Source organism: Luteibacter sp. TLI7-4A (assembly GCF_056754745.1).
The window spans coordinates 3,233,259-3,257,374 of sequence record NZ_JBPGWO010000001.1 but is presented as its reverse complement, the minus strand read 5'-3'; the positions used below and the strand labels follow the sequence as shown (position 1 = coordinate 3,257,374).

At 60.5% G+C, this 24,116-nt stretch carries 18 protein-coding genes; 12 read left to right on the top strand and 6 right to left on the bottom strand.

Annotated elements, in window-relative coordinates:
- Positions 1-44 precede the first annotated feature (44 nt).
- Both ACR9Y6_RS14355 and ACR9Y6_RS14350 read right to left on the bottom strand, forming a co-directional pair.
- The gene (locus ACR9Y6_RS14355) at positions 45-770 is read right to left on the bottom strand and encodes a hypothetical protein (protein ID WP_481281888.1); all 726 of its coding nucleotides are present in this window, start codon (positions 768-770) and stop codon (positions 45-47) included.
- A 183-nt stretch (positions 771-953) separates the two neighbouring features.
- Positions 954-1,703 carry an SDR family NAD(P)-dependent oxidoreductase gene (locus tag ACR9Y6_RS14350; RefSeq protein WP_481281887.1) on the bottom strand — a complete coding sequence of 250 codons (750 nt, stop codon included), beginning with the start codon at positions 1,701-1,703 and terminating at the stop codon, positions 954-956.
- A 75-nt stretch (positions 1,704-1,778) separates the two neighbouring features.
- Between ACR9Y6_RS14350 and ACR9Y6_RS14345 the strand changes: the two genes are divergently transcribed.
- From ACR9Y6_RS14345 to ACR9Y6_RS14310, 8 genes are all read left to right on the top strand, one after another.
- A complete protein-coding gene (locus tag ACR9Y6_RS14345; protein ID WP_481281886.1) occupies positions 1,779-2,351 on the top strand; it encodes a TetR/AcrR family transcriptional regulator in 573 nt (190 codons plus the stop codon).
- Between the two features lie 781 nt (positions 2,352-3,132).
- Complete coding sequence (locus ACR9Y6_RS14340) at positions 3,133-4,707, top strand: DUF6531 domain-containing protein (protein ID WP_481281885.1); 1,575 nt, start codon at positions 3,133-3,135, stop codon at positions 4,705-4,707.
- Between the two features lie 47 nt (positions 4,708-4,754).
- Entirely contained in the window at positions 4,755-5,951 is a 1,197-nt protein-coding gene (locus ACR9Y6_RS14335) for a DUF6531 domain-containing protein (protein WP_481281884.1), read from the top strand.
- A 23-nt stretch (positions 5,952-5,974) separates the two neighbouring features.
- Complete coding sequence (locus ACR9Y6_RS14330) at positions 5,975-6,322, top strand: RHS repeat domain-containing protein (RefSeq protein ID WP_481281883.1); 348 nt, start codon at positions 5,975-5,977, stop codon at positions 6,320-6,322.
- Positions 6,323-6,344: 22 nt separating this feature from the next.
- Positions 6,345-7,925 carry a DUF6531 domain-containing protein gene (locus ACR9Y6_RS14325; protein WP_481281882.1) on the top strand — a complete coding sequence of 527 codons (1,581 nt, stop codon included), beginning with the start codon at positions 6,345-6,347 and terminating at the stop codon, positions 7,923-7,925.
- Positions 7,926-7,930: 5 nt separating this feature from the next.
- Positions 7,931-10,702 carry an RHS repeat-associated core domain-containing protein gene (locus tag ACR9Y6_RS14320; RefSeq protein ID WP_481281881.1) on the top strand — a complete coding sequence of 924 codons (2,772 nt, stop codon included), beginning with the start codon at positions 7,931-7,933 and terminating at the stop codon, positions 10,700-10,702.
- Complete coding sequence (locus tag ACR9Y6_RS14315; RefSeq protein WP_481281880.1) at positions 10,687-11,115, top strand: hypothetical protein; 429 nt, start codon at positions 10,687-10,689, stop codon at positions 11,113-11,115. The genes ACR9Y6_RS14320 and ACR9Y6_RS14315 overlap by 16 nt, the downstream gene beginning before the upstream one ends.
- Before the next feature lie 229 nt (positions 11,116-11,344).
- Positions 11,345-11,770 carry a hypothetical protein gene (locus ACR9Y6_RS14310; protein ID WP_481281879.1) on the top strand — a complete coding sequence of 142 codons (426 nt, stop codon included), beginning with the start codon at positions 11,345-11,347 and terminating at the stop codon, positions 11,768-11,770.
- Positions 11,771-12,737: 967 nt separating this feature from the next.
- On the opposite strand, the gene ACR9Y6_RS14305 is transcribed toward ACR9Y6_RS14310, so the two are convergent.
- The 4 genes from ACR9Y6_RS14305 to ACR9Y6_RS14290 all read right to left on the bottom strand — a co-directional run bounded on the left by ACR9Y6_RS14305 (position 12,738) and on the right by ACR9Y6_RS14290 (position 18,116).
- Entirely contained in the window at positions 12,738-13,121 is a 384-nt protein-coding gene (locus ACR9Y6_RS14305) for a DUF3617 domain-containing protein (RefSeq protein WP_481281878.1), read from the bottom strand.
- A 158-nt stretch (positions 13,122-13,279) separates the two neighbouring features.
- Entirely contained in the window at positions 13,280-15,316 is a 2,037-nt protein-coding gene (locus tag ACR9Y6_RS14300) for an alkaline phosphatase family protein (RefSeq protein ID WP_481281877.1), read from the bottom strand.
- 202 nt (positions 15,317-15,518) lie between these two features.
- The gene (locus ACR9Y6_RS14295) at positions 15,519-17,162 is read right to left on the bottom strand and encodes a multicopper oxidase family protein (protein ID WP_481281876.1); all 1,644 of its coding nucleotides are present in this window, start codon (positions 17,160-17,162) and stop codon (positions 15,519-15,521) included.
- A 315-nt stretch (positions 17,163-17,477) separates the two neighbouring features.
- Positions 17,478-18,116, bottom strand: a complete 639-nt coding sequence (locus tag ACR9Y6_RS14290; protein WP_481281875.1) for a TetR/AcrR family transcriptional regulator — start codon at positions 18,114-18,116, stop codon at positions 17,478-17,480.
- Between ACR9Y6_RS14290 and ACR9Y6_RS14285 the strand changes: the two genes are divergently transcribed.
- Genes ACR9Y6_RS14285 through ACR9Y6_RS14270 form a run of 4 tightly spaced genes read left to right on the top strand, consistent with a single transcriptional unit; the run spans position 18,079 to position 24,086 of the window.
- Positions 18,079-20,046 carry a bifunctional 3-(3-hydroxy-phenyl)propionate/3-hydroxycinnamic acid hydroxylase gene (locus ACR9Y6_RS14285; protein ID WP_481282738.1) on the top strand — a complete coding sequence of 656 codons (1,968 nt, stop codon included), beginning with the start codon at positions 18,079-18,081 and terminating at the stop codon, positions 20,044-20,046. The two genes, ACR9Y6_RS14290 and ACR9Y6_RS14285, sit on opposite strands and share 38 nt — an antisense overlap.
- Positions 20,043-21,113: a VOC family protein gene (locus tag ACR9Y6_RS14280; RefSeq protein ID WP_481281874.1), complete on the top strand. Its 1,071-nt coding sequence runs from the start codon at positions 20,043-20,045 to the stop codon at positions 21,111-21,113. The genes ACR9Y6_RS14285 and ACR9Y6_RS14280 overlap by 4 nt, the downstream gene beginning before the upstream one ends.
- A 31-nt stretch (positions 21,114-21,144) precedes the next feature.
- On the top strand, positions 21,145-22,098 hold the full coding sequence (locus tag ACR9Y6_RS14275) for a fumarylacetoacetate hydrolase family protein (RefSeq protein WP_481281873.1): 954 nt from the start codon (positions 21,145-21,147) through the stop codon (positions 22,096-22,098).
- A 2-nt stretch (positions 22,099-22,100) separates the two neighbouring features.
- Positions 22,101-24,086 carry an acyl-CoA synthetase gene (locus ACR9Y6_RS14270; protein WP_481281872.1) on the top strand — a complete coding sequence of 662 codons (1,986 nt, stop codon included), beginning with the start codon at positions 22,101-22,103 and terminating at the stop codon, positions 24,084-24,086.
- The last annotated feature ends 30 nt before the right edge of the window (positions 24,087-24,116 follow it).

Here is a 24,116-nt window from a genome sequence, read left to right as displayed (position 1 = left end):
TTATAACGACAGGTATTCGGCCACGGGATAACAACGGCTAGCAGTCACTGCGTCGGTACCATCCGCCCGACGACCTTGCCCTTTTGATCGAGCATTTCGAGCGACGGTGATCCGTCCGCGGCGACTTTCATGATAATGCGCGGGTGCCCGTCCTTATCCGCCATGGAGAGCATGACCCCGTCGTCCTTGATGCCACGCCCGAGGATCATCCGCTGGGTCGGTCCACCATGTTCGGCGAAGAACGCCTTGATCTTCGCTTCCTGTTGATCGCTCGGCAGCGCCTTGATCGAATCGAAGAGCGTTATCTCTTCCATGATCGAGTAGTCTGGGTAGTCGACGAACTCCAGCTTCGTCGCGCGCTGGCGACCCTCCTGGATCGACTGGAGCACCATGGTCTGGTCCTGTTCGTAGGCATCGAAGGAGAGATGCCCGCCCGAGCGTTCGACGCCGTCCTTGCCTTTCTCGCCGCCGAAGCTGAGGCCGCCATTCTCCGTGCCTTCGGCATTGAGGAAGATCAGGCCTGCATCTTTGCGTCCAGCGGGATGGGGGTGCTCCTTGCCCTTGATATACACGCCGGGGGCCCTGCCCGAACTGCTCATGATCATCCGCAAGGTGCCGTCCGGTTCGCGAAGATTGATGCGGTGCACATCCAGTTCGTCCAGCGCCATGGATGTGGGCGTTCGCGCGAATCCGCTTGCCACGGTGATCACGAACACCGCCGTCAATACGCCCGAATAGATCATCAGAAAACGCTGCCCCGGTGCTTTCATCGCTCACTCCTCCGTTATGAGGGAATCTGGATAAGGGTCAACGAGGCCAAGGCTCCATCTTCGCGCATTGGCGTGCAAGTGTGTAATGACCCACTGAAATCCTGCTGAGGTGTTACTTCTCAAGGGAACACCCTCATAGCATCGTGATGGAAGTAGGGATCGAACGCTGGACGGACCGCGGGATCAGACAGCCATGAACCCACCGTCGACAAACAGTTCCGCACCTGCGATATAGCGGCTCTCGGCCGACGCAAGGAACAGCACGGCGCTTGCCACCTCATCCGGTTCGCCCAGCCGTGCGAGTGGCACCATCTGCTGAAGGAGGGGTTCCATCGTGGGGCGCTCATCGAGGAAGGCGCGCATCATCTTCGTCTCCGTGCCGCCGGGCGCGACCACGTTGACCCTGATTCCCCGCGGTGCAAGCTCTGCCGTCCAGCTGCGCGCGAAGGAGCGCACGGCCGCCTTCGTCGCGTTGTACAGCGATTGGCTGGCAAACCCCCTGCTGCCGGCGACCGAGCCATTGAGGACGATCGCACCCCCGGGGCCAATAAGGGGTAACGCCATCTGCACCGAAAAGAGCAGGCCACGCACATTGAGTCCGAAGAGCCGATCGAACGCCTCCTCGTCGATCTCGCCGAGCGGGCGGGGATTAACCTCGGCCATACCGGCGTTGGCGAAAAGGACATCGATTTTGCCGTGATCGCGGCGGATTCGGCTGTAGAGGGTGTCAAGGTCGCCGAGTTGGGAGGCGTCGCCCTGAACGGCGACGGTCCCGGGGCCGATCGCTTCCACAGCCGCATCGAGAGCCTCTTGCCTGCGACCCGTGATGTAGACGTGGGCTCCCTCCGCCGCAAACCGCTTCGCCGTGGCCAAACCGATGCCTTCGCTGCCGCCGGTGACGACGACGATCTTGTTCTTGAACCGCATTTCCATACGTGCCTCTAATAAGTGGAGGATTGCTCCGTTTATCTTATGGAGGCATCATCCGCTTTGCAACAGAGAGCTTCCTTGACGAGTCAGCCGCCCACCCCAAGCCAGCCATCCCTTCGGGCCGATGCCGCGCGCAATCGCGAGCGCATCCTGGCGGCGGCCGAGGACGTGTTCGTCGAACGCGGGGCAGATACCTCACTCGATGATGTCGCCAAGCGTGCAGGGGTCGGGATCGGCACGCTGTACCGGCGCTTCCCGACACGGGAAGCTTTACTGGCAGGGTTGAGCGACGAGCGCCTTCTCGCCTTGGCCGAGGCCAGCCGAAGGCGCGACGAAACCCATGATCCGCTGCAGGCTATTCGCACCTTCGTCCTCGAGCTTGTTCGTCACGCCAGCCACTATCGCGGTCTCGCGGCCTCGCTCGGCGCGGTCCTCCACAGCGGCACCCCGGGCTGCCAAGCCAGCAGCGCCGAAGGGCAACGCCTTCTCCAACGTGCGCAAGAACTAGGCATGGTCCGGAGTGACATTACGTTCGATGATGTCGTATGCGTCGTCACCGCTGTGGCTCTGGTTGCCGAGCAGGGCGCTTCATCGGCGGCGAGGGTGACTCACCTGGTCGATATCTTCACGAGTGGTATCACCAAGCGTTGAGCTTTCATCAGTTGGCCGTCTGATCCCGCCAACATGGTATTCATCAGATCAATAACGTCCGCTTCTGTCGTCATGTCGACCATGGCGATCTCGTAGAAGCGCTTCTCGCTGATCGAATCAGGTATCGCCAGCAAGCCGGGATGCCGTTGTAAACGCCAGACATAACAAGGAAGAATCCGCCCCTGCTTTCAGCCATTCTGACGGCTGCCCTCGCGGCATCTTTGAACCTGGCGGCGTCGAGTAAGAGAAGCTGTAGGGGAACCCCTACAGAAATTGGAGTGTGAGACCTACAGGACATGCGTGTGACTTAATTTACGATCGTGCGAAGTGGAGGGTCCCACGTACAGTACTGATGCTGCTTCGTTACGCACATGTGATGTTATGCATATGTGCCGGTTATCGAAGTCGCTGGCTTACTGCTTGGATGAATGAGTCGATTCGTGATTCTTGTCACGGTTTACCAAGGTCTCGTTAGGCAATGTTCGCCGCGACAACTCGACGCCAGGGAAGGTATGGATTATCCGCTACGGACAAATGGCACTGTCTGCTCGACGCTCCCGCCATGCCATCGTGCGAGCGATCTCAACGGTTCCGACGCCGGTCTTTCCGGAGACGGCAGTCCAGCACCGCCACGCACTTTTTGGGATGCACTCTGTTGTGCCCCTTTGGCCTGCTGTGGACGCCCGGTACAGGCGACATGCCTTCCCCACCATCCTTTTGAAACGCGCCTGTCAGGCGTGAAACAGCTCGGACGTATCTATACGCCGCTTCAGGGAATGATATGAAGACTTTGTTCGGAATGATGGGACTGGCTCTTTTGGCCGGTACGGCTTCGGCGGAGGATTACTGGTTCGCCCTCGACCCGCGGACGCTTCCACCACCGAACGACTCCGTCCATTATGGAACTGCCGATGCGGCATGCCGTGCAGGCTACGAGAAGGACAAGGAACAATTCGTGGGTAATCCGAGCCGAATTCTTCTCGCCTATACGCCTCCGAAGGTGGAGCCCCAGTCGGGACCGCAGTTTTTCTACGATTGCTATCAGAACTTCACGTACACCATCGATGGGAGCTCCTGGTCGTTCGACCATATCCCTCACTTTATCCAGCTACAGGGCGACTCCTGCCCGAACCTTGAAGTGTTCGATCCGCAAGCGGGGCAGTGCGAATCACTGGACGAGTTCAACCGGCGCCGCCAGTTGGGAGATCCCAATAACAATCCGAACAACGACCCGAATGATTGCCAGGGCAACCCTATCAATGCGGCCATTGGCAACAAGTTCGAGCGTGAAACAGACTTCACGGACGAGGGCGGCGAGCTGGTATTCGCGCGCTTCTACAACGGCTTGCTTGGCACATGGCGACACACCTACAGCGATACCCTAACGGTGGGTGATTCGTCGGCGACTCTGACATTCGACGACGGTCGCTCTTCGCTCTTTGCCATCAATGGTTCGGCGATCACGAGTGAGCCGAGTGAGCGAGGTACCCTATCGCGCGCGGGCTCCAGCTGGACCTACACCGGTCCCGACAATCGTGTGCTGACATTTGATGGCACGGGTCAGCTTGTCGCGGTGAAGTTGGCTGATGGACGAACGACCAGGCTTACGCACGGTTACGATGCCAATTTCAATCCGCAGGTCACGGTCAAGGATTCCCAGGGTCACGTATTGACCTGGGCCGAGGACATGTCGGGCTCCCTGGCTAGCCTCAAGGCCGCCGGGCTCAGTGTTGCGTACACCTATGGTCCTTTGGGGCAGCTCGTCTCCGTGGCTCGGACCTTTGCCAGCAAAACCGCCACCCGAACCTACCTCTACGAGGTCCCTGGCAACCCTGCCCTGTTGACCGGACTCATCGACGAGCGCGGCGTGCGTTTTGCCTCGTGGTCTTATGACGACCAGGGAAGAGCCATCTCTAGCGAGCATGCAGGTGGAGCGGACAAGGTCGCCATCACCTATGTGGACGATACAACGACCAAAGTGACCAATGCCCTCGGGCATGTCGTGACTTATACCTATACGGTGACCGCCGGCACCCGGCGCATGAGCCACGTTCAGGGTGAACCGGTTCCTGGATGTCCCATCAGCAATTCCTCGTTCACATACGATGCGCGGGGCCAGATTGCCACGAAGACGGATGCGTTGGGGCATGTGACGGCGTTTGCCTATGACATGCAGGGGCGAATCACGGCGAAAACCGAAGCCAAGGGTTCCGCCCAAGAGCGCGTGACCACCACCACGTGGGATGGGGCAAGCTTCAGACCCAAGACGGTCACGACCCCCGACCGCGTAACGACCTACACCTACGACACGCAGGGCCGGCTCACTTCGACAAGCGTGGCCGCGAGGGCGCAGTAACACGGCGCCGTAATGGAACTTAGAAGTGCAAGACGATGGAGTGGCGCATGAGAATTCTCTTTTCCCTGGCTAGCTTGATTTTCAGCACAGGCGCAATAGCGGGTGAGTATTACTACACCCTCGATAAGGACGGGTCAGATCCTGCGGCGGTCCATTACGCCACACCAGACGAAGCATGTCATGTTGCATACGCGAATGATATGGCGGGTCCACCGCCAGGTGAGGACGCAGATACGCCCCTTCCTTATAAGGACGCTTACGTTTCCTATGCGTATCCGCCAAAAGTGGAAATCTGGAGATGTGACGTCCTTTGGACCAACTCGAAATCGGGTGGAACGTACGAATATGGCCACGTCATTTACAGGAACGGTGACGATTGCACAGCCGACCAGGTTTACAATCCGATGTCTGGCTATTGCGAGTCTCCGGACAAAGAGCAAGACCGCAAGGAGCTCGGCGATCCAGCCAGTCCGGCCAATGTCGGGTTCGTTTCCTGCGGTGATCCGGTCAATCCAGCAAACGGAAATGTCTTCGAAACTGAAACAGACTACGAAGATCGCGACGGAGAGCTTCGTTTCTCTCGAAGCTATAACAGTGGTAGTGGTGCCGGGTGGTCCACCACCCTCAATACACGCATATATGCCGATACGGACGCCGATTTCCGCGGCGCTGTAGTTTCATTCGAAGATGGTCGCACAGCTCTCTTCATTGCGAAGAACGGGTCGCTTGTACCGGAAGGTGGTGAGCTTGGCACGCTGGTAAAAAATGTTAGTGAATGGGTCTACACGTCCCGGTTCAACGATCAGATGAGATTCGATCTGCAAGGGCGGCTCATTCGCTGGCGGAGGCCAGACGGCCGCGCCATCACTATCGCTTACAGCACAACGCCGACTTATGACACTGTCATGACGGTAACGGACTCGCTCGGGCACCAAATGGTCTACACCACACATTATGGATGGCCGTCTTCGCTTGTCGTAGGAAACCTGACGATCACCTACACCGTCGATGCGTCCTTCAGGTTGACGGGTATCAAGAAGACTTGGCCGGGGCACGCGACGAACCGCAGCTACCTTTACGAGGACTCGAACCACCCGAAGTTGCTGACCGGCATCGTTGACGAGCGAGGCATACGGGCGAGTACCTGGGCGTATGACTCCAGCGGGCGGGCAGTGTCTGCAGCGATGGCGGGGGGAAGGGCGCTTTTGCATTCGCCTACAACACCGATGGCTCGACGACTGTAACCAATCCGCTTGGACATCCAGTGGTGTACCGCTTCGACATTGTCCAGGGCGCCAAGCGCATCACTGCCATCGAAGGTGAGCCAGTGGCCGGGTGCCCCGCATCGAACTCGACGTTCACCTACACGGCGAACGGCCAACTCGATAGCCGCACCGACGCCGTGGGCAGCAAAACGGCGTTCGTCTATGACGCCATGGGGCGGGAGACCTCGCGCACTGAGGGGAAGGGGACCAATGCCGAACGGACGGTCGCCACGACGTGGGATGGCACCAGCTTCCGGCCGAAGACGGTGACCACCCCCGACCGTGTGAAGACCTACAGCTACGACGCGGAAGGGCGGACGATTTCGGTCGTGACGTCCGCTAGCCACTAACAATCTATCGGATGCCAAATTCATGAAACAGAAGAATGATGGGTTTTTGGCAAGGGCGTCACTGGCGATCGCCTTGATAGCGGCTGTACAGCCGGCATTTGCGAGCTATTACTACGTCATCGATGGCGGCACGAACGACCCCGATGCAGTGCAGTACCCTTCGGCTGATGCGGCATGCCAAACGGCATACGCCAATGACGTTCAACAGGGGAGTCCCTTTCCAGGTTACCCATTTCCGCCGCCATATACGGCGCCCGTCTTGGTCTACGAGTCGCCCAGGGCTGCTGGGTATAATTGTTACATCGCATGGCAGCAGACTCCTGGCGATACCGTCAACGTCTCGCTTTTCGCACATGGCGTAACGCGCTTGGGAAATAACTGTGGCGATGGAACGTCTTATAACCAGGCGACGGGAGCATGCGAGAAGAAGAACGATGAACTCGACCGCATGGAAATTGGCGACGTTTCGGCGACCGTAGCCGGCATGTGCTTTGTTGGTGATCCCATCAATCCGGCCGGAGGTAATGTCTACGAGCGCGAGGTTGACTACACCGATCGAGATGGGGTGCTGGTCCTTGCACGCGTCTACAACAGCCGCGTCGGCGGCTGGACGATGGAGACCGACAGCCAAATTTGGTTTGACAGGGATGGTGCTGCGGTTGTTTTTCCGGATGGCCATATCTCGCTCTTCAAACGCTCGGGTGACCTGTATGCAGGGGAGCCTGGCGAGCGCGGGACACTGACCTACACCGCGGGCGTGTGGTCGTATACGTCTCCTGATACAACTGTCTATAGCTACGCGATGGCCGGCACGTTGTCCGGCATCAGGTATCCCTCCGGACGCTTCGTCACCTTCGTGCGCAATGCCAGCAATCCCTTGGCCTCTGCGACGACGATGACGGACGACCTCGGGCATAGTCTGGTGGTCAACTACTCGTTCAACCGCCTCGTCTCGGCGACGGTTGGTGGATTGACCGTTTCCTACACGTTCGACAGCTCAAACCGCCTGTCGAAGGTGAGCCGGACAAAGAACGGGCACACGACAACCCGCCAATACCTCTACGAGGACACCGTCAACACGAAATCCATGACCGGGCTCATCGACGAGCGCGGTGTGCGCATTGCCACATGGACCTATGACGCACAGAACCGGGCGGTGTCGAGCTCGATGCCGCTGGCTGCCGGCAAGGTGACGGTGGTCTACGGGGCGGACGGCACGACCACCGTCAGCAACGCGCTGGGTCACCCGGTGACCTACGAATACCAATTGATCAATGGCGGTAAGCGCATCAGTGCCATCCATGGCGAGGCCGTCGCAGGCTGTCCGGCGGCCAATTCCACCTTTACTTACACCGATGCCGGCCAGATGGCGACCCGGACCAATGCGCTCGGTCAGGTGACGGCTTTTGTCTATGACGACGAAGGGCGGGAGACGTCCCGGACAGAAGCGAGGGGCACCACGGACGAGCGCCAGACCACCACGACCTGGGATGGCACCAGTTTTCGCCCGAAAACGGTAACCACGTCGGACCGCCAGACCACCTACAGCTATGACGTGCAGGGCCACCTGCTGTCGACCACCATTCATCCGGTCAAGGAATGAGCATCATGAAGACCAAGCTTCGCTGGACCCCGCTGGCCCTGGCCCTTGTTGCGGCCATGAGCCACGCGGCGATCGCTGATCGCGCGTCGACCGTGACCTATAACGCCAAGGGGCTGGTTGAGACTGTCGACGGTCCGCGTACGGACGTCACTGACGTGACCCACTATGCCTATGACGACCAGGGGCGCTTGTTCACGGTCACGAACGCCCTTGGGCAAGTGACGAAGTACGAGAACTACGATCTCTACGGCAACCCCGGCAAGGTGACCGACGCCAACGGCATCGTGACGCTTCTCACGTACACGCCGGAAGGCTGGTTGCAGACGACGACCGTCGACGCGAACGGGGCGGCGGCGGTGACGACCTTGACCTACGACGCCGTGGGCAATGTCGTCCAGACCAAGGACGCCGACGGGGTCGTACTCAACTACACCTTTGATGATGCCAGTCGCCTGACCGACATCACGGACGGGGTCGGGAACCGCATCCACTACACCCTGGACGCAGCAGGCAACCGGACCAAGGAAGAGACCTTCGATGCATCCGGAGCGGTCCGCCGGACGGTCTCCCGGTCGTTCAACAGCCTGAGCCAGTTGTTGGCCGTCACGGATGCCTTGAACCGCACCATCCTGTCTTTTGACACTACCGATGGCTATGACGCGGAGGGCAAGCCGGTCCATGCCCGGGACGCCAAGGGTGTCCAGCAAAAGCAGGGTTACGACGCCCTCGGCAGGCTGGTCAGCACCATCAACGACTACAACGGAACGAACACAGCAACCGCCAACACCCAGACGGTTGTCCAGTACGACACCAGCGACAACGTGGCTGGCATCAGCGACCCGTCGGGTCTCAATACGGTCTATGATCACAACGGACTGGGAGATCTGACCGGCATTCACAGTCCGGATACGGGAACGACCCTGTTTACGGTCGATGCGGCAGGTAACCGCATCACGAAGACCGACGCGAAGGGCATCGTTACGACCTATGGGTACGATGCCCTGAACCGAGTGACCTCGGCGACCTATGCCGATGCCAGCCTCAACGTGGCCTATTTCTACGACGAGGCCAACACGGTGACCGGATGCACTGTCTCGTCGCCCGTAAGCCATCTGACCCGGGTCGTCGAGAACGGGGTGACCACGAGCTACTGCTACGACGCCCGTGGCAACGTGACCGATAAGCGCCAGACTCAAGGCACGGTGACCGACGCCATGCACTACGTCTACACCCCTGCAGATCGTGTCCAGAGCGAGACCCGGCCTGGCGGTGCCGTGGTGGCTTACACCCGAAACAGCCTAGGGCAGGTCATCGGTGTGACCGTGACGCCGGCGACAGGCGCGGCGCAAACAGTGGCCTCGAACATCACCTGGTTGCCGTTTGGTCCCATGCAGGCCTATACCCTCGGCAACGGTCAGACCGTCACCCGCACCTACGACAGCAACTACCGGGTCACCGACATCGTCTCCCCGGTCCTCGAGCTTCACTTCTCGCTAGACGAGACGGGCAACATCACCGGCGTGAGCGAATCGGGTGGTGGCACGGCGAACTACCTCTACGACCCCCTATACCGCCTGACCTCGGTCAAGGATGCAGCCGGCTCGGCCGTGGAGACCTACACGTACAACGCCACCGGAGATCGTCTGAGCAAGACCGCGCCGGGTTCCTACACAGGGACGTACAAGTACAAGGCTGGCACGCACTGGTTGACCAATATGGGCACGGCCAGCCGCACGTATGACGCCGACGGCAACACCACGGGCAACTCGGCGGCGGGCACGGTGTGGGGCTACGGGTACAACGGCCGGAACCGGATGACTGCGGTCACGCAAAACGGCGCGACCGTGGGCACCTACGTGTACAACGCCATGAATGAGAGGGTGTCCAAGAGCCATGGCTCGACGACTACGCGTTTTGTCTACGACGAGGCAAGCCAACTGGTCTCCGAAGCATCGGGCTCGACGCGGCGCGACTACATTGCCGTTGCCGGTATCCCGCTGGCCGTGGCCGATGGTGGGTCGCTCGGCTTCATCACGGCGGATGGCCTTGGCTCGCCCCGCGCGGTCACGTCGTCGGCCGGTGCTGTCGTCTGGAACTGGCCGTACGCAACCAACCCGTTTGGCGAGAACCGGCCTGTCTCGAGCACGGGCTATGTACTGAACCTCCGGCTGCCAGGCCAGTACGCGGACGGGGAAGCCGGACTCAAATACAACCTCAATCGCAGCTTTGATGCGGCAACGGGGCGGTATCTTGAGAGCGATCCGGTCGGTCTAGCTGCCGGTCCAAGCACCTACTCATACGTGAGTGCCAATCCACTTGGATCTGCGGATCCATTGGGCTTGTGCCCAGGCGAGACCTGCGACTACTCTGGCTCCGCACCCTCACCTCAGGATTATGAGCGGCGTGGCCAGGCGGTTGGCAACGTCACCTATGCCCCCAATCCCTATGGGCCGGGTTCGCTCGGCAATGCTGGGGGCACCTTGTACAATTTGGCGACGCTATACCAGTTCAAGCGTGGCGGACCTCTGGACGCGCAGGTGCAGTATGGCGGGAGTCCTGAATATGCGAACTATGTGTACGGCGTCTATCTGGGCGCGGCAGGATGGGATCTTCCCGAAATCCTCAGTTCTGCGGACGCATACGGAAAAGCCCGCTCGGTGTATCCGTCGAATAAACAAATGGGCAAGAACTATCCCCACATTCCCCAATCGAATGTAGACAACATTACTCGCGGCTACAACGACCAGAAAATGGGAAACCTATGCACCGTCCGCTGACAGTTCCGAAAATTGACGCCCTCCTCTCCAGTTTTCTGAAGCTCTCCTTTCTTTCCCTGACACTGGGTGTCTCACTCGCAGGTTGCAGTGACGACTCCGCCGTGGTTTGGCGAAAAGATCTCCGTTCCCTCGATGGAAGCAGTATCGTGGTGGCAAAGACAACCCAGTACAGCGGACCGGGAACGGCTGCCGTCTTCACGACGGTGGATGTTGCACGCGCGGACGGAGAGGGTAAGCCGGTTCAGATACTGGTCTTTGAAGTCCCCTCCGAACACAATTCCTCGGCAATTACGGTGGATATGTCGTGGGTTGACGCAACGCATCTTGATGTTGCATATCCGAAGGACGCGAAGATCAGCTTCCGGGCTGACCTCTATGGGAGCATCAATATAAGCTCTCATCCCCGCCAGTAAATCGCGATGATCGGTATGTCGGGTGTTCCCGGTTGCCTTGCCTTCGGACTCTGTTCGGCATGGGCTGCGCACCGATTCACCTGACGGGTGTTCCCGGATGCAATCTGGACAACTCGGGTAAGGGGTACGAGGAAGATGGCCCGGCCGACTCGCTAACCCTCAATCGGACCTCGGGGAAAGCTTTTGGGATTGGATGGTCGACGGGCATTGAGGTTGTAGGCCACTAGATATGAATGACCTTGTCGCTAACTTTCGAAAAATGCCAGGGCCTCTCAGGGTCTTAACACTGTTCTCGTTGATGTCAGTATTGCTTATAGCTGCGACAGTCGTTCCAGGCGGTGCCGTTGTCGGTCAGAGGAGGGTGGGATTAGAGGACTGGTGGACCAACGGCAGCGGGTTAGTATTCGCTGCAGCTGTTTGCCTTTTCTTCAGCGCGGGAATCTTGCTACTTAAAGCTCGACGGCTTGGTCGACTGGCTTACATATCAGGCGTCGCAGGGTTCTACATTGCAGGCTATTTTATCGAGCTGATCAACGGCGTGAGTTACTCGCGTGACGACTATTTCTATGACCTTCTCTTTGTGGCTTTGCAAGTTACAGCTTTGAGCGCTTATTTTTTCCTGAACCAACGGGTGAAGAACTTCTTGGTTACCTAGCAAGGCTGCGTAAGCTGATCGAGGCTACCGATGTCATGTGCCAGGAAAGAAGCTGATGAGCTATGCCATCAGCGATGCCGATGTCTTCACTGAAAACGGAAGCTGCACTTGAGGTCTCGGTGATCGAATTGGGCGGCTCGTTTCGCCCGAGGGTTCTGTAGCGGTGGCGATTCGCCGAGGTCAAGCAATAAGAGTAATGAGCCTTCATCTCACAAGGGAATGAAATGAAGTGTCGATGCACAATTTTCTGGCATTGAGACAACGGAGGAGAGCAATGATCTGGACGGGGAAGCTGTTTTGGGGTGCGGTGGCTGCTTCGGAGCGATGGCGGCAGGATGCGTTGCCGTTTTTGTCTGTTCGCAGTCGGTCGGCAACGTTCCTGTTCTTGATCCAGAGGGCACGGCCTTCAAGATCATGCCATTTCTCGAATCGTTCGTTTTCGTCGAGAGCGTTGCCGCGCTGTCGTTGCTGGTTCGGAGGAAATCGTATGCATCAACAGCGGGGTGGGTACTCGCCTTCGCCGCCGTTGCCACTGGCGGTGGCTTTGTTGTGGCTTCGACCGCCTCGCCCCGTGGCAATCGTAGTGGGAGGGGCCAAACGCGGAATGCCGCCTAGTTCCAGGTGCAGACGAAGCATCGGTTAACCGGTTGATTTCGCCGGGAAGGCCTCTGGACTGGTTCGTATCGCCAGTCAACTACTGTCAAGGAGGGAAGGGTGGAAAAACGCGTAGAGAAGGATTCGCCCGGTAATCTCTAGTCATCGAAGACACAGCGCCATTATTCAAACAGCCATGCTCGCCTCAGCCAGCCATGCCTGCAGACACCATACGCGTTGCGCTTGATCGGATTGGCGCGGAACCGGTCAACATACCCTGCACGGATCCGTTCGGTTCCCCGTAAGGCGCTGTCGAACGCTTCTACTTCGTTCGGCTGCGCGTGACGTCTGGGGAGTCGTGGCCGCCGCCGCGTCAATCTTGCGGACTGGTGCAGGCGGCGTAACGGTCGCCCTCCACCCGCGTAACCTCGCCGCGGCCTTCTACCGTGACGCTGCCTGTGTAGTGCTTGGCGCTGTCGAAATCCACATGCGCCGAAGCCGGCGGCGCCGCCGTGCAGGTGAGCTTCCATGCCAGCGAGGTACTGCGGCGTTGCTGGTCCGTGGCGGTGCACTCGCCCTCCGCCGGCGTCCACGCGGCGAACGTGGTCCAGGGATCGGCACCTTCATCCACGCAATGCCAATGCACTTCCGGTGCACCTGCCTTGCCGTTGGCCACGTGCCGCACCAGGATCTTCCACAGTCCGGGCATGGCGCCGAAGTCACCGGGATCGGCGTGGACAGGTGTGGCCGCAGTCATGGCAAGCGCACACGCGGCGGCAGCGGCCAACGGAGCCAGACTCATTAATCGGACCCCCAACCCGGGCAGGGAAAGCTTCATCATCATCTGGCTCCTTGCAGCACGAAAACCCTGCCCGCTTTCGCCGGCAGGGTCGGTATCGAGCGAACCGTGAGCGATCAGTCAACGATCGCGGTGGCGTCGCTGACATCCTTCTTGGTGAAGTTGAACATGTCCATGAGGTTGCCGATGGCCGGCGCGTTCACCGGAACATACGGGTTCTCCTTGAACGACACCGGGTTAGGCAGGTTGTCGCGGCTGCGGGCAGATATCTGGTCTTTCAGGTTCCAGTTGGCCTCGACGAATTTGTCGAACGAGACATGGTCGTAGTACGTGTGCACGACCTTGCCGCCGAGGGAGTACTTCGACACCACCAGCAGCGGGATGCGCGTGCCGTCGCCGAAGAAGTCGATCGGCTGGATGTAGCCGGAATCATAGTAGCCACCACCTTCATCGAAGGTCACCATGATCACGGTGTCGTCCCACACCTTCGGGTTGGCTTCGGCCATTTCGACGATCTTGCGTACGTAGCCTTCGAACAGGTCCAGCTTCGACGAAGCCGGATGGCCATCGAGGATGCCGTCGGGCTTGGCGATGGAAACGGCCGGCAGCGTGTTGTTCTGGATGTCGTTGTACAGGTCGTTGATGTCCTGGTTCTTGGCGCGCAGTTCCGGGTTGGTCATGACCTGGGTGGAGTACAGGAACGGATCGCAGATGTTGCAGAAGGTGCCGCCCTCGCCGTCTTCCTTGCCGCCACCGAAGCCTTCACCGTAGTACTTCCAGGAAACCTTGTGCTTCTCCAGCAGTAGCGCCAGGTTTTCCTGTGTGGTCGGCGGGATGGTGAACTGGTCGGCGCCCAGCGGAGCCGGCGTACCGTCACCCATGTAGCCTGGGTTGTAGTTGTTCACCAGGTAGTAGGCCTTGGCCTTGCAGTCCGTGCCCTTGAACGTCAGGTACGGCAGCGAGCGCAGGTAGTTCTTGATCTGCTTCACGCCCGGCTGGCTTTCGTCGGCGCAATTGACGTACGAACCGCCACCATAGCCGTCCTGCACCCACCAGTTGTTGGTACCGAACTGCGCGTCCGGGTTCTCGATCTGGTTTTCCGGCGGGGTGGCCGGGTTACCGTTGGCGTCTGCGTAGTAGATCAAGGTACCGAAGCCAAGCATGATGTGGTTGGCACCCGTGCCGCCCATCACCGACTGGTGGAAGTTGTCGCTCAGCGCATACTTCTGGGCCAGCTTCTTGAAGTAAGGCGCATCGCCCTGGGCCATGTTCAGGAACTGCATGGCGGTGGAGCCTTCACCGGTGGTCTGGTCGGTGAAGTTCGCCGGCTGCGGAGCGCCGTTGTTGCCCGCGCCTATGGTGGTTTCGACCCAGGGAAACAGATCGTTGAGACAACCGCTGGGGTTGGCGGCGGTGGCGGCCTTGGTGTCGCAATCGAGCTGCTGCCACATCTGGAAGAAGCGGTGCACGGGGCTGTTGGCGTAAGCGTCGTAGCTGATCGACGCATGCATGTCCACCGGCGCGTTGACGAGCTTGGCCGGGAAACGGGTATCGACCACGCGGTTGGGCAGGCCCGTGCCACCGGCAGCGAGCATGTCGTAGGTGCCATCGGGCAGGGCCGGCTCAATGGCCTGCGCCTGCGCCGCGGAAGCGAAGGGTGCCGCGGTGGGTGCGCCACCGGTGTTCATCTGCGGAAGCGTCTTGTACTTGCCGGTCTTCTTCGGCGACATGTCGAACTTGCCGGTGCTCGAGGCCATGAACTGCGCGGCAAGGTCCACGTTCGGACCCGGCGTGCCGTCGGCATTGACGATGCCCTTGGACAGCAGGTTGTCCACCGACTGCCCCTTCGGCGCGGTGTAGGTGCCATAAACGTGGTCGAACGTACGGTTTTCGCCGATCAGCAGGATCACGTGCTTGATCGGGGTGGCGGTATTGTTGCTGTTGTCCTGGCCTTGGATCGGCTTGTGCAGTACGACGACGCCGCCGGGAAGGCCAACCTGGTTCTTGAAGGGAGCCACGGGCACATTCTGGCGGAACTGTGCATCGTGGTCGGGTGGAGTGGTGTCCTGGGCGCTGACGACGCCGGCGAGGCCGACGGAAAGCGCAGCAATCAACAGCGGCGAAAGCCGCGTGCGGCGCAACCATGTAACCATTGTGAATCTCTCCCTGCTGGAAGTCTTCCCCCTGATGCTTGTCGACTGAGGTTGTGGATGACCTGTCGACCGCGGTGAGCATCTACCTCGCATGTGACGGATCGTTGGCACGCGAGCGACAATGCGCGAGGGTGTGATGACGCTCACGTGTCAACGCAAGATATCGCGAACAATCGTTACCACCGCAAAAAACCAACGGGGTTCAGACCAGTTCGTAGGGGCGCATCATTTCGTTGTCTTCGTGCTCGAGGTAATGGCAGTGCCAGACGTATTTGCCTGGCTCGCCATCGAAGCGCGTGATGATGCGTGTGACCATGCCGGGGTCGCAGCGCACGGTGTCTTTCCAGCCGGCCTCGTGCGCGGCCGGTGGTATCGATGGCCCGGTGAACTTGAGTTCCTTGCGGGCGTTCCACGCGAAGAGGTCGAACGGACGGCGCTCCAGTACCTGGAAGCGCACAAGGTGCAGGTGGATGGGATGCGCGTCGCCCGTCACATTGACGAACGTCCAGGTTTCAACCGTGCCCTTCTTCGGTTTTTCGCTGATGGGATCGCTCCACATCTTTCCATCGAGAAGCATCGTCATCGGATTGCCGCCCGAATCGTCCTGCTCGCCCAGTGCAAGCACGCGGTCCTGCACCGCCGTGGATGGATCGATGCGCTGGACCTGCCGCAACGCGGCCGGCACCACCGAGGTATCGCGGCGACCCTTGGCGCGAACGCGGAACTCGACGATGCCGTCGGCCTGGTGGCGTAGCTGCACCGACTGGCCTGCATAAGCACTGAAGTCGACGATCACCTCGGCACGTTCGGCCGGGTAGAGTTCGATGCCCAGGCGATCGGTGGGCGCTTCCAGCAGCCCCTGGTCGCTGCCAATCTGCTGGAACGGCTTTCCATGTGACAGCGACAGGTTGAAGAAGCTGGTATTGGCCGCATTGATCAGCCGCAAGCGGTAGCGGCGCGGCTCCACTTCAAGATACGGATACAGCTTGCCGTTGCACAGCACCGCATCGCCGCGGCATTCGGACACCCAGGGTGCGTCGGGATCTTCCGAAACCGGGTAGTAAAGCTTGCCGCTCTTGGCGAGCAGGCGGTCGTAGAGCATCAACGGAATGTCGAATTCGCCCGAGGGCAGCCCCAGGGCTTCTTCTTCGTCGTCGTGCACATGGAAGCTGCCGAACAGGCCCGCGTAGATGTTCAGCCGCGTGATGCCCATGGCGTGATCGTGGTACCACAAGGTGGCGGCGTCCTGGTCACCCGGGTAAAGGGCGGTCAACGATTTACCCGGCACGTACCAGTCTTCAGGCCAACCGTCGTTCGGCGCGGAAACGCGCGCACCGTGCACATGGGTGATGGTGCGAACGTCGGGTCTAGATTTCTCCGCGCCATGGATGCCGTGATCGATAGGCAGGAAATGCCGGGTGGGAAGCTCGTTGGCCCATTCCACCAGTACCGGCTCGCCACGCCGCGTCACGATCGTGGGGCCCGGCGTGGACCCTGCGTAACCCCATTGCGGGGTCGGCGGCAGATCCCGGTGCACCCTGGCACTGAATGCCCGCATCGGCATGCGGTAGAGCGGCAGTTGCCTGCCTCCGAAAGCGGTATGGGTGCGCTTGCCCGTGGGCACGGCGATCGGTGGCACCGGCAGCGCATCGACGAACTTTGCCATGGTCACCGGGTTCACCAGCGGCACGTTCGGCGCGGCCAGGGCCGGCATGGCCATCCGTTGCTTCATCGGCATGGCCATCGGCGTATCCATCGCCTGGGTCACGCGCAATGTATCGACGAAGACGCATGCACCGGCGAATCCGCTGGCGACGCCAAGGAAACGGCGTCGGGAATTATCCATGGGAAATTACCGCTGATTGCCTGTCGAGCAGCCAACCGTAGGTCGCCCGAATGACAAGGACATTTCAATCCAGGTCATCGGTCACGCGTAAAATTTTACGGGCGGCGTTCATTCCACTGCATGAGTTTTCCCCATGGACGCCACATTCTGGTTATGGGTTAGCCGCGCGGCCAAGTCATGTGTTGTTGGTCACTTCGGCAAAAAGACGGCCGGCCAGATTAAGCATAGCTTGGCCGCCTTCTATGAGAACGAGGAACGATGGCTGACGGATTCGTGAGCGAACTACGCGGACGTCTTTGCCTAGCCACGAATGGCTTATGGCTGCATACGCGCCATCAAAGAGGCGTCATCCAGGGGAGGGAGCGGGCGGTGCGCGATCTCCTCTGCCTCCGACCTCGAAAGCCCGAGTGCGAGCAGCAGCTCGGTCGCCGCTCTCTCCGGCAAATGATCCGTATTGAGGGAAGGGAGTGGGAGTGGCGTGGCGGGTAATTCGTTCAATGGCGCCAGGTGCAACCAGACCGATATGGACGCAAGCACGATGCCGCCCGCGACCACCAGGCTCATGAGTGGATCGTCGCCGCGAAATCGCTTCGCCTCGATGCCTTTCTGGATATCGCGCAACAGCCGCTGACCCAGTCCGCGGGTAAGGACGCGGGTCGAGAGCCCCTCCTTGATGAGGAATTGCCCCCATCGGGGCTCTTTTTGCGCCCGGAGCATGGCGTATCGCATCGATACGGACAGCACTTCGGCTGGATCGGAGATGTTCCGACCCAGCTGATCGAGGGCGTCGGCAAAGCTCTCGAAGGCCCAATCGGTCAGGGCGGCATGAATCGCTTCCTTCGATTCGAAGTGGTTATAGAACGATCCGAAGCCCACGTCGGCGGCTTCGGTGATTTCGTTGATCGCCACGCCCTCCATGCCCTTGTGGGCCATCAGAGCCAGGGCCGCCTCCATCAAGCGCTGCCGCGTTTCCCTCTTGCGGCGTGCCCCACGCGGCTCTCGCTCCGTTGCGGCGGAACTTGCAGGGGCGGCGGTCGGGGTTTTCGGGTGTCTCGGGGCAGCGGCCATGGCGGCTCAAGTTTCTGAATACAAGCGCATCTTACTGCCAGATGTCATAATTGACAAAACTATCAGTTATGATGGATATTCCCATCATCGATCCGGAATGGCCCGGCGAAGGGTGTGTGCGATGACGCTTTGCAATAACCAGCTTGGGCCCTCCATGAGCGAGGCGCCCCCTTCCGCAGACAGGGCGTGTCGCGAGACGGATGTGTTGATCGTGGGCCTGGGGCCCGTGGGCGCCGCGTTGGCCAACCTGCTGGGACGGCTGGGTGTACGCGTGGTCGTGGTCGAGCGGAATGCCCAGATCCTGACGGCGCCGCGGGCGATCGCCCTGGACAACGAGGCGTTGCGCATCCTCCAGTGGGTGGGCCTGGAGGAGGACGATTTCGAAAAGGTCGGTATTCCGCATGTCCGCATGCGTTCGCCTTGGTTGGGCGAATTCGCGCGCATCAATACGCTCGGCGGCCTGGATGGCCATCCCAAGCTGGTGACCTTTTATCAACCGGATCTTGAGCGTGCCTTGCGCGACAAACTAAAGGCGCACGAGAGCGTGCAGCTGAGCCTGGGCGCGACGCTGACCGGTTTTGCCGAGCACGCGGATGGCGTGGTGGTCCAGATATCGGAAGGGTCGGGACGCAGCACGGAATGTCACGCGCGTTACCTGATCGGTGCCGACGGCGCCTCGTCGCTCGTCCGCGAGCTTATCGGCCAGCACTTCGACGGCCAGACGTATGCGGAAGACTGGTTGGTCGTGGATGCCCGCCGGGTTCCCCAACCCATCGACCACGTGGAGTTCCTCTGCGATCACCGCCGGCCGACGCCGCACATGATTGCGCCTGGTGGGCGTGAGCGCTGGGAGTTCATGCTGCGCCCCGGCGAGACCCGTGAGCACATGGAATCCGATGCCCGTATCCGCGATCTGCTGGCACCCTGGGGCATCGCTGATGACATGGACATCGAGCGAAGAGCGGTCTACCGGTTCCATGCCCGGGCGGCCGACGCTTTCAGCAGGGGCCGGGTTTTTCTGGCGGGCGATGCCGCGCACATCACGCCGCCGTTCGTCGGCCAGGGGCTGGTCTCGGGCTTGCGTGACGCCGCCAATCTCGGCTGGAAGCTCGCGTGGGTGGTGCACGGCCGGGCCGGCGCTTCGATCCTGAAAAGTTACGATCGGGAGCGACGCCCGCACGCGCGCGCCATGATCGACATGGCCAAATTCGCGGGGCGGCTGGTGATGCCGCGCAACGCCGCGCTCGCGCTGCTGACTCACGCGATCATGCGCGCGATAAGGTTCATTCCGCCGCTGCGCAGGCATTTCGAAGAGCTCGGCATCAAGCCGAAGAATCTATTCGCCGAGGGCCTCTTCGTCAGGGGGCGCTCCAGCGCGCGGCTGATTCGCGGAAGCTTGCTGCGACAGGGATATGTCCGCAATGCCAAGGGCGAAATAACGCTCAGCGACAACGCCTTCGGTGATTCGCTCGCACTGATCGGCTTTGGCTGCGACCCCCATCCTTCACTCGACACCGGCCTGCGGGATCAATTCCTGGCGGCAGGCGGAAAGATCGTGCAGGTGGCGCACCGCGGGCAGCAGGTCAAGGCTCCTTTCGATCGGGTCTGGGAAGACCTGGAGGGCGCGTTCCTGCCGGGCACGGCGCCGATCGGGTGGGTCGTCATGGTTCGACCGGATCGAACCATTCTTCACGACGGCCCCATCGCCGCAGTGAATCAACTGGTCCGCGAAAGCCTCGCCTTGCTGGAGACGATAACTCGCGAATCCGAAGCCGCCATCACCGAATGTCATCCAAGCGAGGTGCCCACGCCATGAAGCTGACCACCGCCCAGCCCGCCAGGCATCCCAATCCGACCACCAAGGCGGTTGCGCTTGCCTATGTCATGTTCGACCGCCCCGATCTGGAAGAGGCGGAACGGTTTCTGCTCGATTTCGGCCTGCATACGGCTGGGCGCGATAACGACCTGCTTTTTCTTCGCGCTGCCGATATCTCTCCCTTCTGCTATGTGGTCCGAAAAGCGCCAAAGGCGAAGTTCGTCGGCTTCGGCCTGCGAGTGAAGCAGCGAGAGGAGCTGGAAGCGTTATCACGCTTGCCTGAGGCCTCGGCCATCGAGTCACTGGATTGGCCGGGTGGCGGAAAACGAGTTCGACTGCGCGATCCGTCTGGTTTCCAGGTAGACGTCATACAAGGACAGCAGTCTGCGGAGACGCTGCCGCATCGCGCCGCCTTGCCGATCAATTCCGCGCACGCGACGCCCCGCGTCGATCGAACCCAGCGGCCCGCAGCCAAAGCTCCCGAAGTGCTTCGACTGGGACACCTGGTACTCGAACTGGCCGACTTTCAGGCCACCTGTGCGTGGTACACGCAACATTTCGGCTTCATTCCCAGCGACGTCCAGGTGCTGCCGGATGGCTCTCCCGCCGTCACCTTCATGCGGCTCGATCTGGGCGACCGGCCGGCGGATCACCACACCCTGGCCTTGGCCCAGGGCTTCGCCCCGATGTACAGCCACAGCGCCTACGAAGTCATCGATACCGACGCGGTAGGCATGGGGCAGCGCGCGCTCAGGGAGCGTGGCTGGAGGCATGCCTGGGGTATCGGGCGACACATCCTCGGCAGTCAGATCTTCGATTACTGGCAGGACCCTTGGGGCGACAAGCACGAGCACTACTGCGACGGCGATCTGTTCACCGATGCCGTGCCCATGGGCGTGCACGCCGTAAGCCGGGAAGCGATGTCGCAATGGGGGCAAGCCATGCCAGCGAGCTTCACCCGGCCCAAGTTGAAGTTATCGACCCTGGTACAGGCCGTCCGTCACCTGCGTCGAAGTCCGGATCTGAGCATCGCGAAGCTACGCATGCTCGCGAAGATCTTCGGCTAGCTCTGTTTATCTCCGCTCTGGATAACTCCCCATGCCTTTGAACGTCATCCATTTCAAATACGACGGCCGCCCCCAATGGGGTGTCTTGCGTAACGGCCGCGTCGTCCCTGTGCCAGGCGAGTTCGCCACCACTGCGGATTTTCTCTGCATGAATCCGCTGGAGGACCTGGCGGAGCTTCGCGGTCCGCGGCTTCTGGAATCCGATTTGGAGCTCTTGTCGCCCATCACCAGCAACCAGCAATTCATCTGCCAGGGGGCCAACTATCGGCAGCACATGATCGAGTCGGGCATGGATCCCGACGCAAAGAACTTCAACATGATCTTTACCAAGGCTTCGAACTGCATCGCATCCGCCGATGCGGACGTGGTTCGGCCGAACCAGGTGCGCTTTCTCGATTACGAGATCGAGCTCGGCCTGGTGCTGAAACGCGACATCACCGCGCCGGTGACGATCTCCCAGCATAACTTGCATGAATACGTGGCTGGCCTGGTGATCGTCAACGATTACTCGGCACGAGACATCCAGATTCCCCAGATGCAGTTCTACAAGGGCAAGAGCTATCGCGGATTTGGGCCCGTCGGACCTTATCTGTGCCTGCTCGCCGAGAGCGATATGGCCGTTCTCGACGCATTGCAGCTCACGCTATCGGTGAACGGCGAAGTTCGCCAGGCGGACTGCACCAGCAATCTGGTGTACGGCCCCGCGGAGACACTGACTGAGCTTTCCCAGGTACACGACCTGTACGCAGGCGACTTGCTGTCAACCGGCACACCATCGGGTTGTGCGCTGTGGGTGCCTTCTCCGGCGAAACAACGGCTGGCCGGACTGCTGCCCGAGCAAAAGAAATGGGCCATGTTCATGAAGATCCAGGCGCAGCGGACGGAGTACTTGCAGCCAGGAGACATCGTGGAATCGCGCATCCGGAGCACGGACGGACGCATCGATCTCGGCGTGCAGCGTAACCGCGTAGTTCAGGAGAACTAGACATGCACGGCATTGCCAATCAGGCCGATGTCGAGGCCATCGAGACGCAAGGTGAGGTGGCGAACCTTCCGGCCAGCACGTACGACATGCTGCACGAAGCGGCGGTGCGCTATCCGATGGCGCCGGCACTGTCGTTCTTCCTGCGCGTGGAAGATCACGCCCTGCCCGAGAGGTGGAGCTATCGGGAATTCTTCGCCCAGATCAATCGTACTGCCAATTTTTTCCATGGCCTGGGTGCGAACAAGGACAGCGTGATCGCCTTTGTCCTGCCCAACCTGCCGGAAACGCATTTCGTGATCTGGGGTGGGCAGGCGGCGGGCATTACCTTGGCCATCAATCCGCTGTTGAAACCGGAAGCGATCGCCAAGCTGCTCGATGCCGCCAAAGCCAGCATCCTGGTCAGCCTGGCCCCGTTTCCAGGTACCGATATCTGGCAAAAGCTTCAGCCCGTGCTGCACACGGTAACCAGCTTGCGTCACGTGGTGCTGGTGGATCTCGCCGACCGGGTCCGCGGCATCGAGGGCGTGGCTGTCCGGTTGATGCGCCTGCGCGAAAGGTGGCGCAGGCGCGATTCGCGCGCCACGGCGCCCGATAGAAATTATCTGGTCCACGATTTCGGAAAAGGTGTGCGAGGACAGCCGGCCGACCGTTTGCTCAGTGGCCGACGCTTCGATCCGGAGGATTATTCATCCTTCTTTTGCACCGGAGGTACCACCGGTACGCCAAAGATCGCCATGCGGCGCCATCGCAACGAAGTCGCCAATGCATGGAGCGTTGCGCAATTCCTCGGCCATGGCATGGGGCCGGGAAAGAACGTCTTTTGCGGCTTGCCGCTGTTTCACGTCAATGGCGTACTGGTAACTGGCCTGCTTCCTTTCTCCAAGGGGGCGCACGTGCTGCTCGGCACGCCGCAGGGCTACCGGGGCAAGGGCGTCATCGAGAACTTCTGGGCCATGGTGGAACGCCACCGCATCCATTTCTTCAGCGCGGTGCCGACGCTTTACAGCGCGCTGCTGGAGGTGCCGCGCAAAAACCATCGTCTCGACTCGCTGGAATATGGCCTGTGCGGAGCAGCTCCGCTGCCGCGCGAGCTCCTTAAGCGCTTTCAACACCAGACCGGCATCAAGATCCTCGAGGGCTATGGGCTGACCGAAGGCACCTGCGTCAGCAGTGTCAATCCGCCGCTGGGAGAGCGCAGGGCGGGTTCGATCGGCTTGAGGGTGCCCGGTCAGGACATGCGTATCGTGCAGCTCGACAGGGACGACACCTACTTGCGGGACGCTCCCATGGGCGAGCCTGGCGTTCTTGTCATCAGCGGCCCGAATGTCTTTGCCGGCTATATGGGCAGCCAGCAGAGCGAGGGTCTGTGGCTGGACCTGGGCGACGGGAAGCGCTGGCTGCATACGGGCGACCTTGCCTACCGTGATGCTCAAGGCTATTTCTGGCTGACCGGCCGCACCAAGGAACTGATCATCCGCGGCGGGCACAATATCGATCCATCAAGTATCGAACAGCCGCTGTATGCCCATCCCGCCGTGCAACTGGCAGCTGCCGTCGGGCGACCTGACGCCTATGCAGGCGAGGTGCCGGTGGCCTATGTCCAACTCAAGCAGGGGCATCAGGCCACGACGGAGGAGCTGCTCGCTCATGTGAGCAAGCACATCGGCGAGCGCGCTGCCATGCCAAAAGCGATCTTCTTCACCGACGACATGCCGCTGACGGCAGTGGGCAAGATCTACAAACCCGCTTTGAAGCGGATGCAGATCGAGAGCGTACTCAGCGAGGCCCTCGCCGACGCGCACATCGCTATCGAATTTCTTCAGCTGCGCGAGGACGAGGGTAGTCAGAGCCTGTCAGTGGACGTGGGATTGGTGCGTTCGCACCAGGCCATCTCGGCCAAGGAAGTACTGGGGCGGTATCCGTTTCCCTTTCGCTTCTATCCGTTCACGTTTGCTCGTGAGATCGACGCGGCAAAGAGCGTCATATGAACGAGAGCATCACCAGCCTCGTAACGTCGC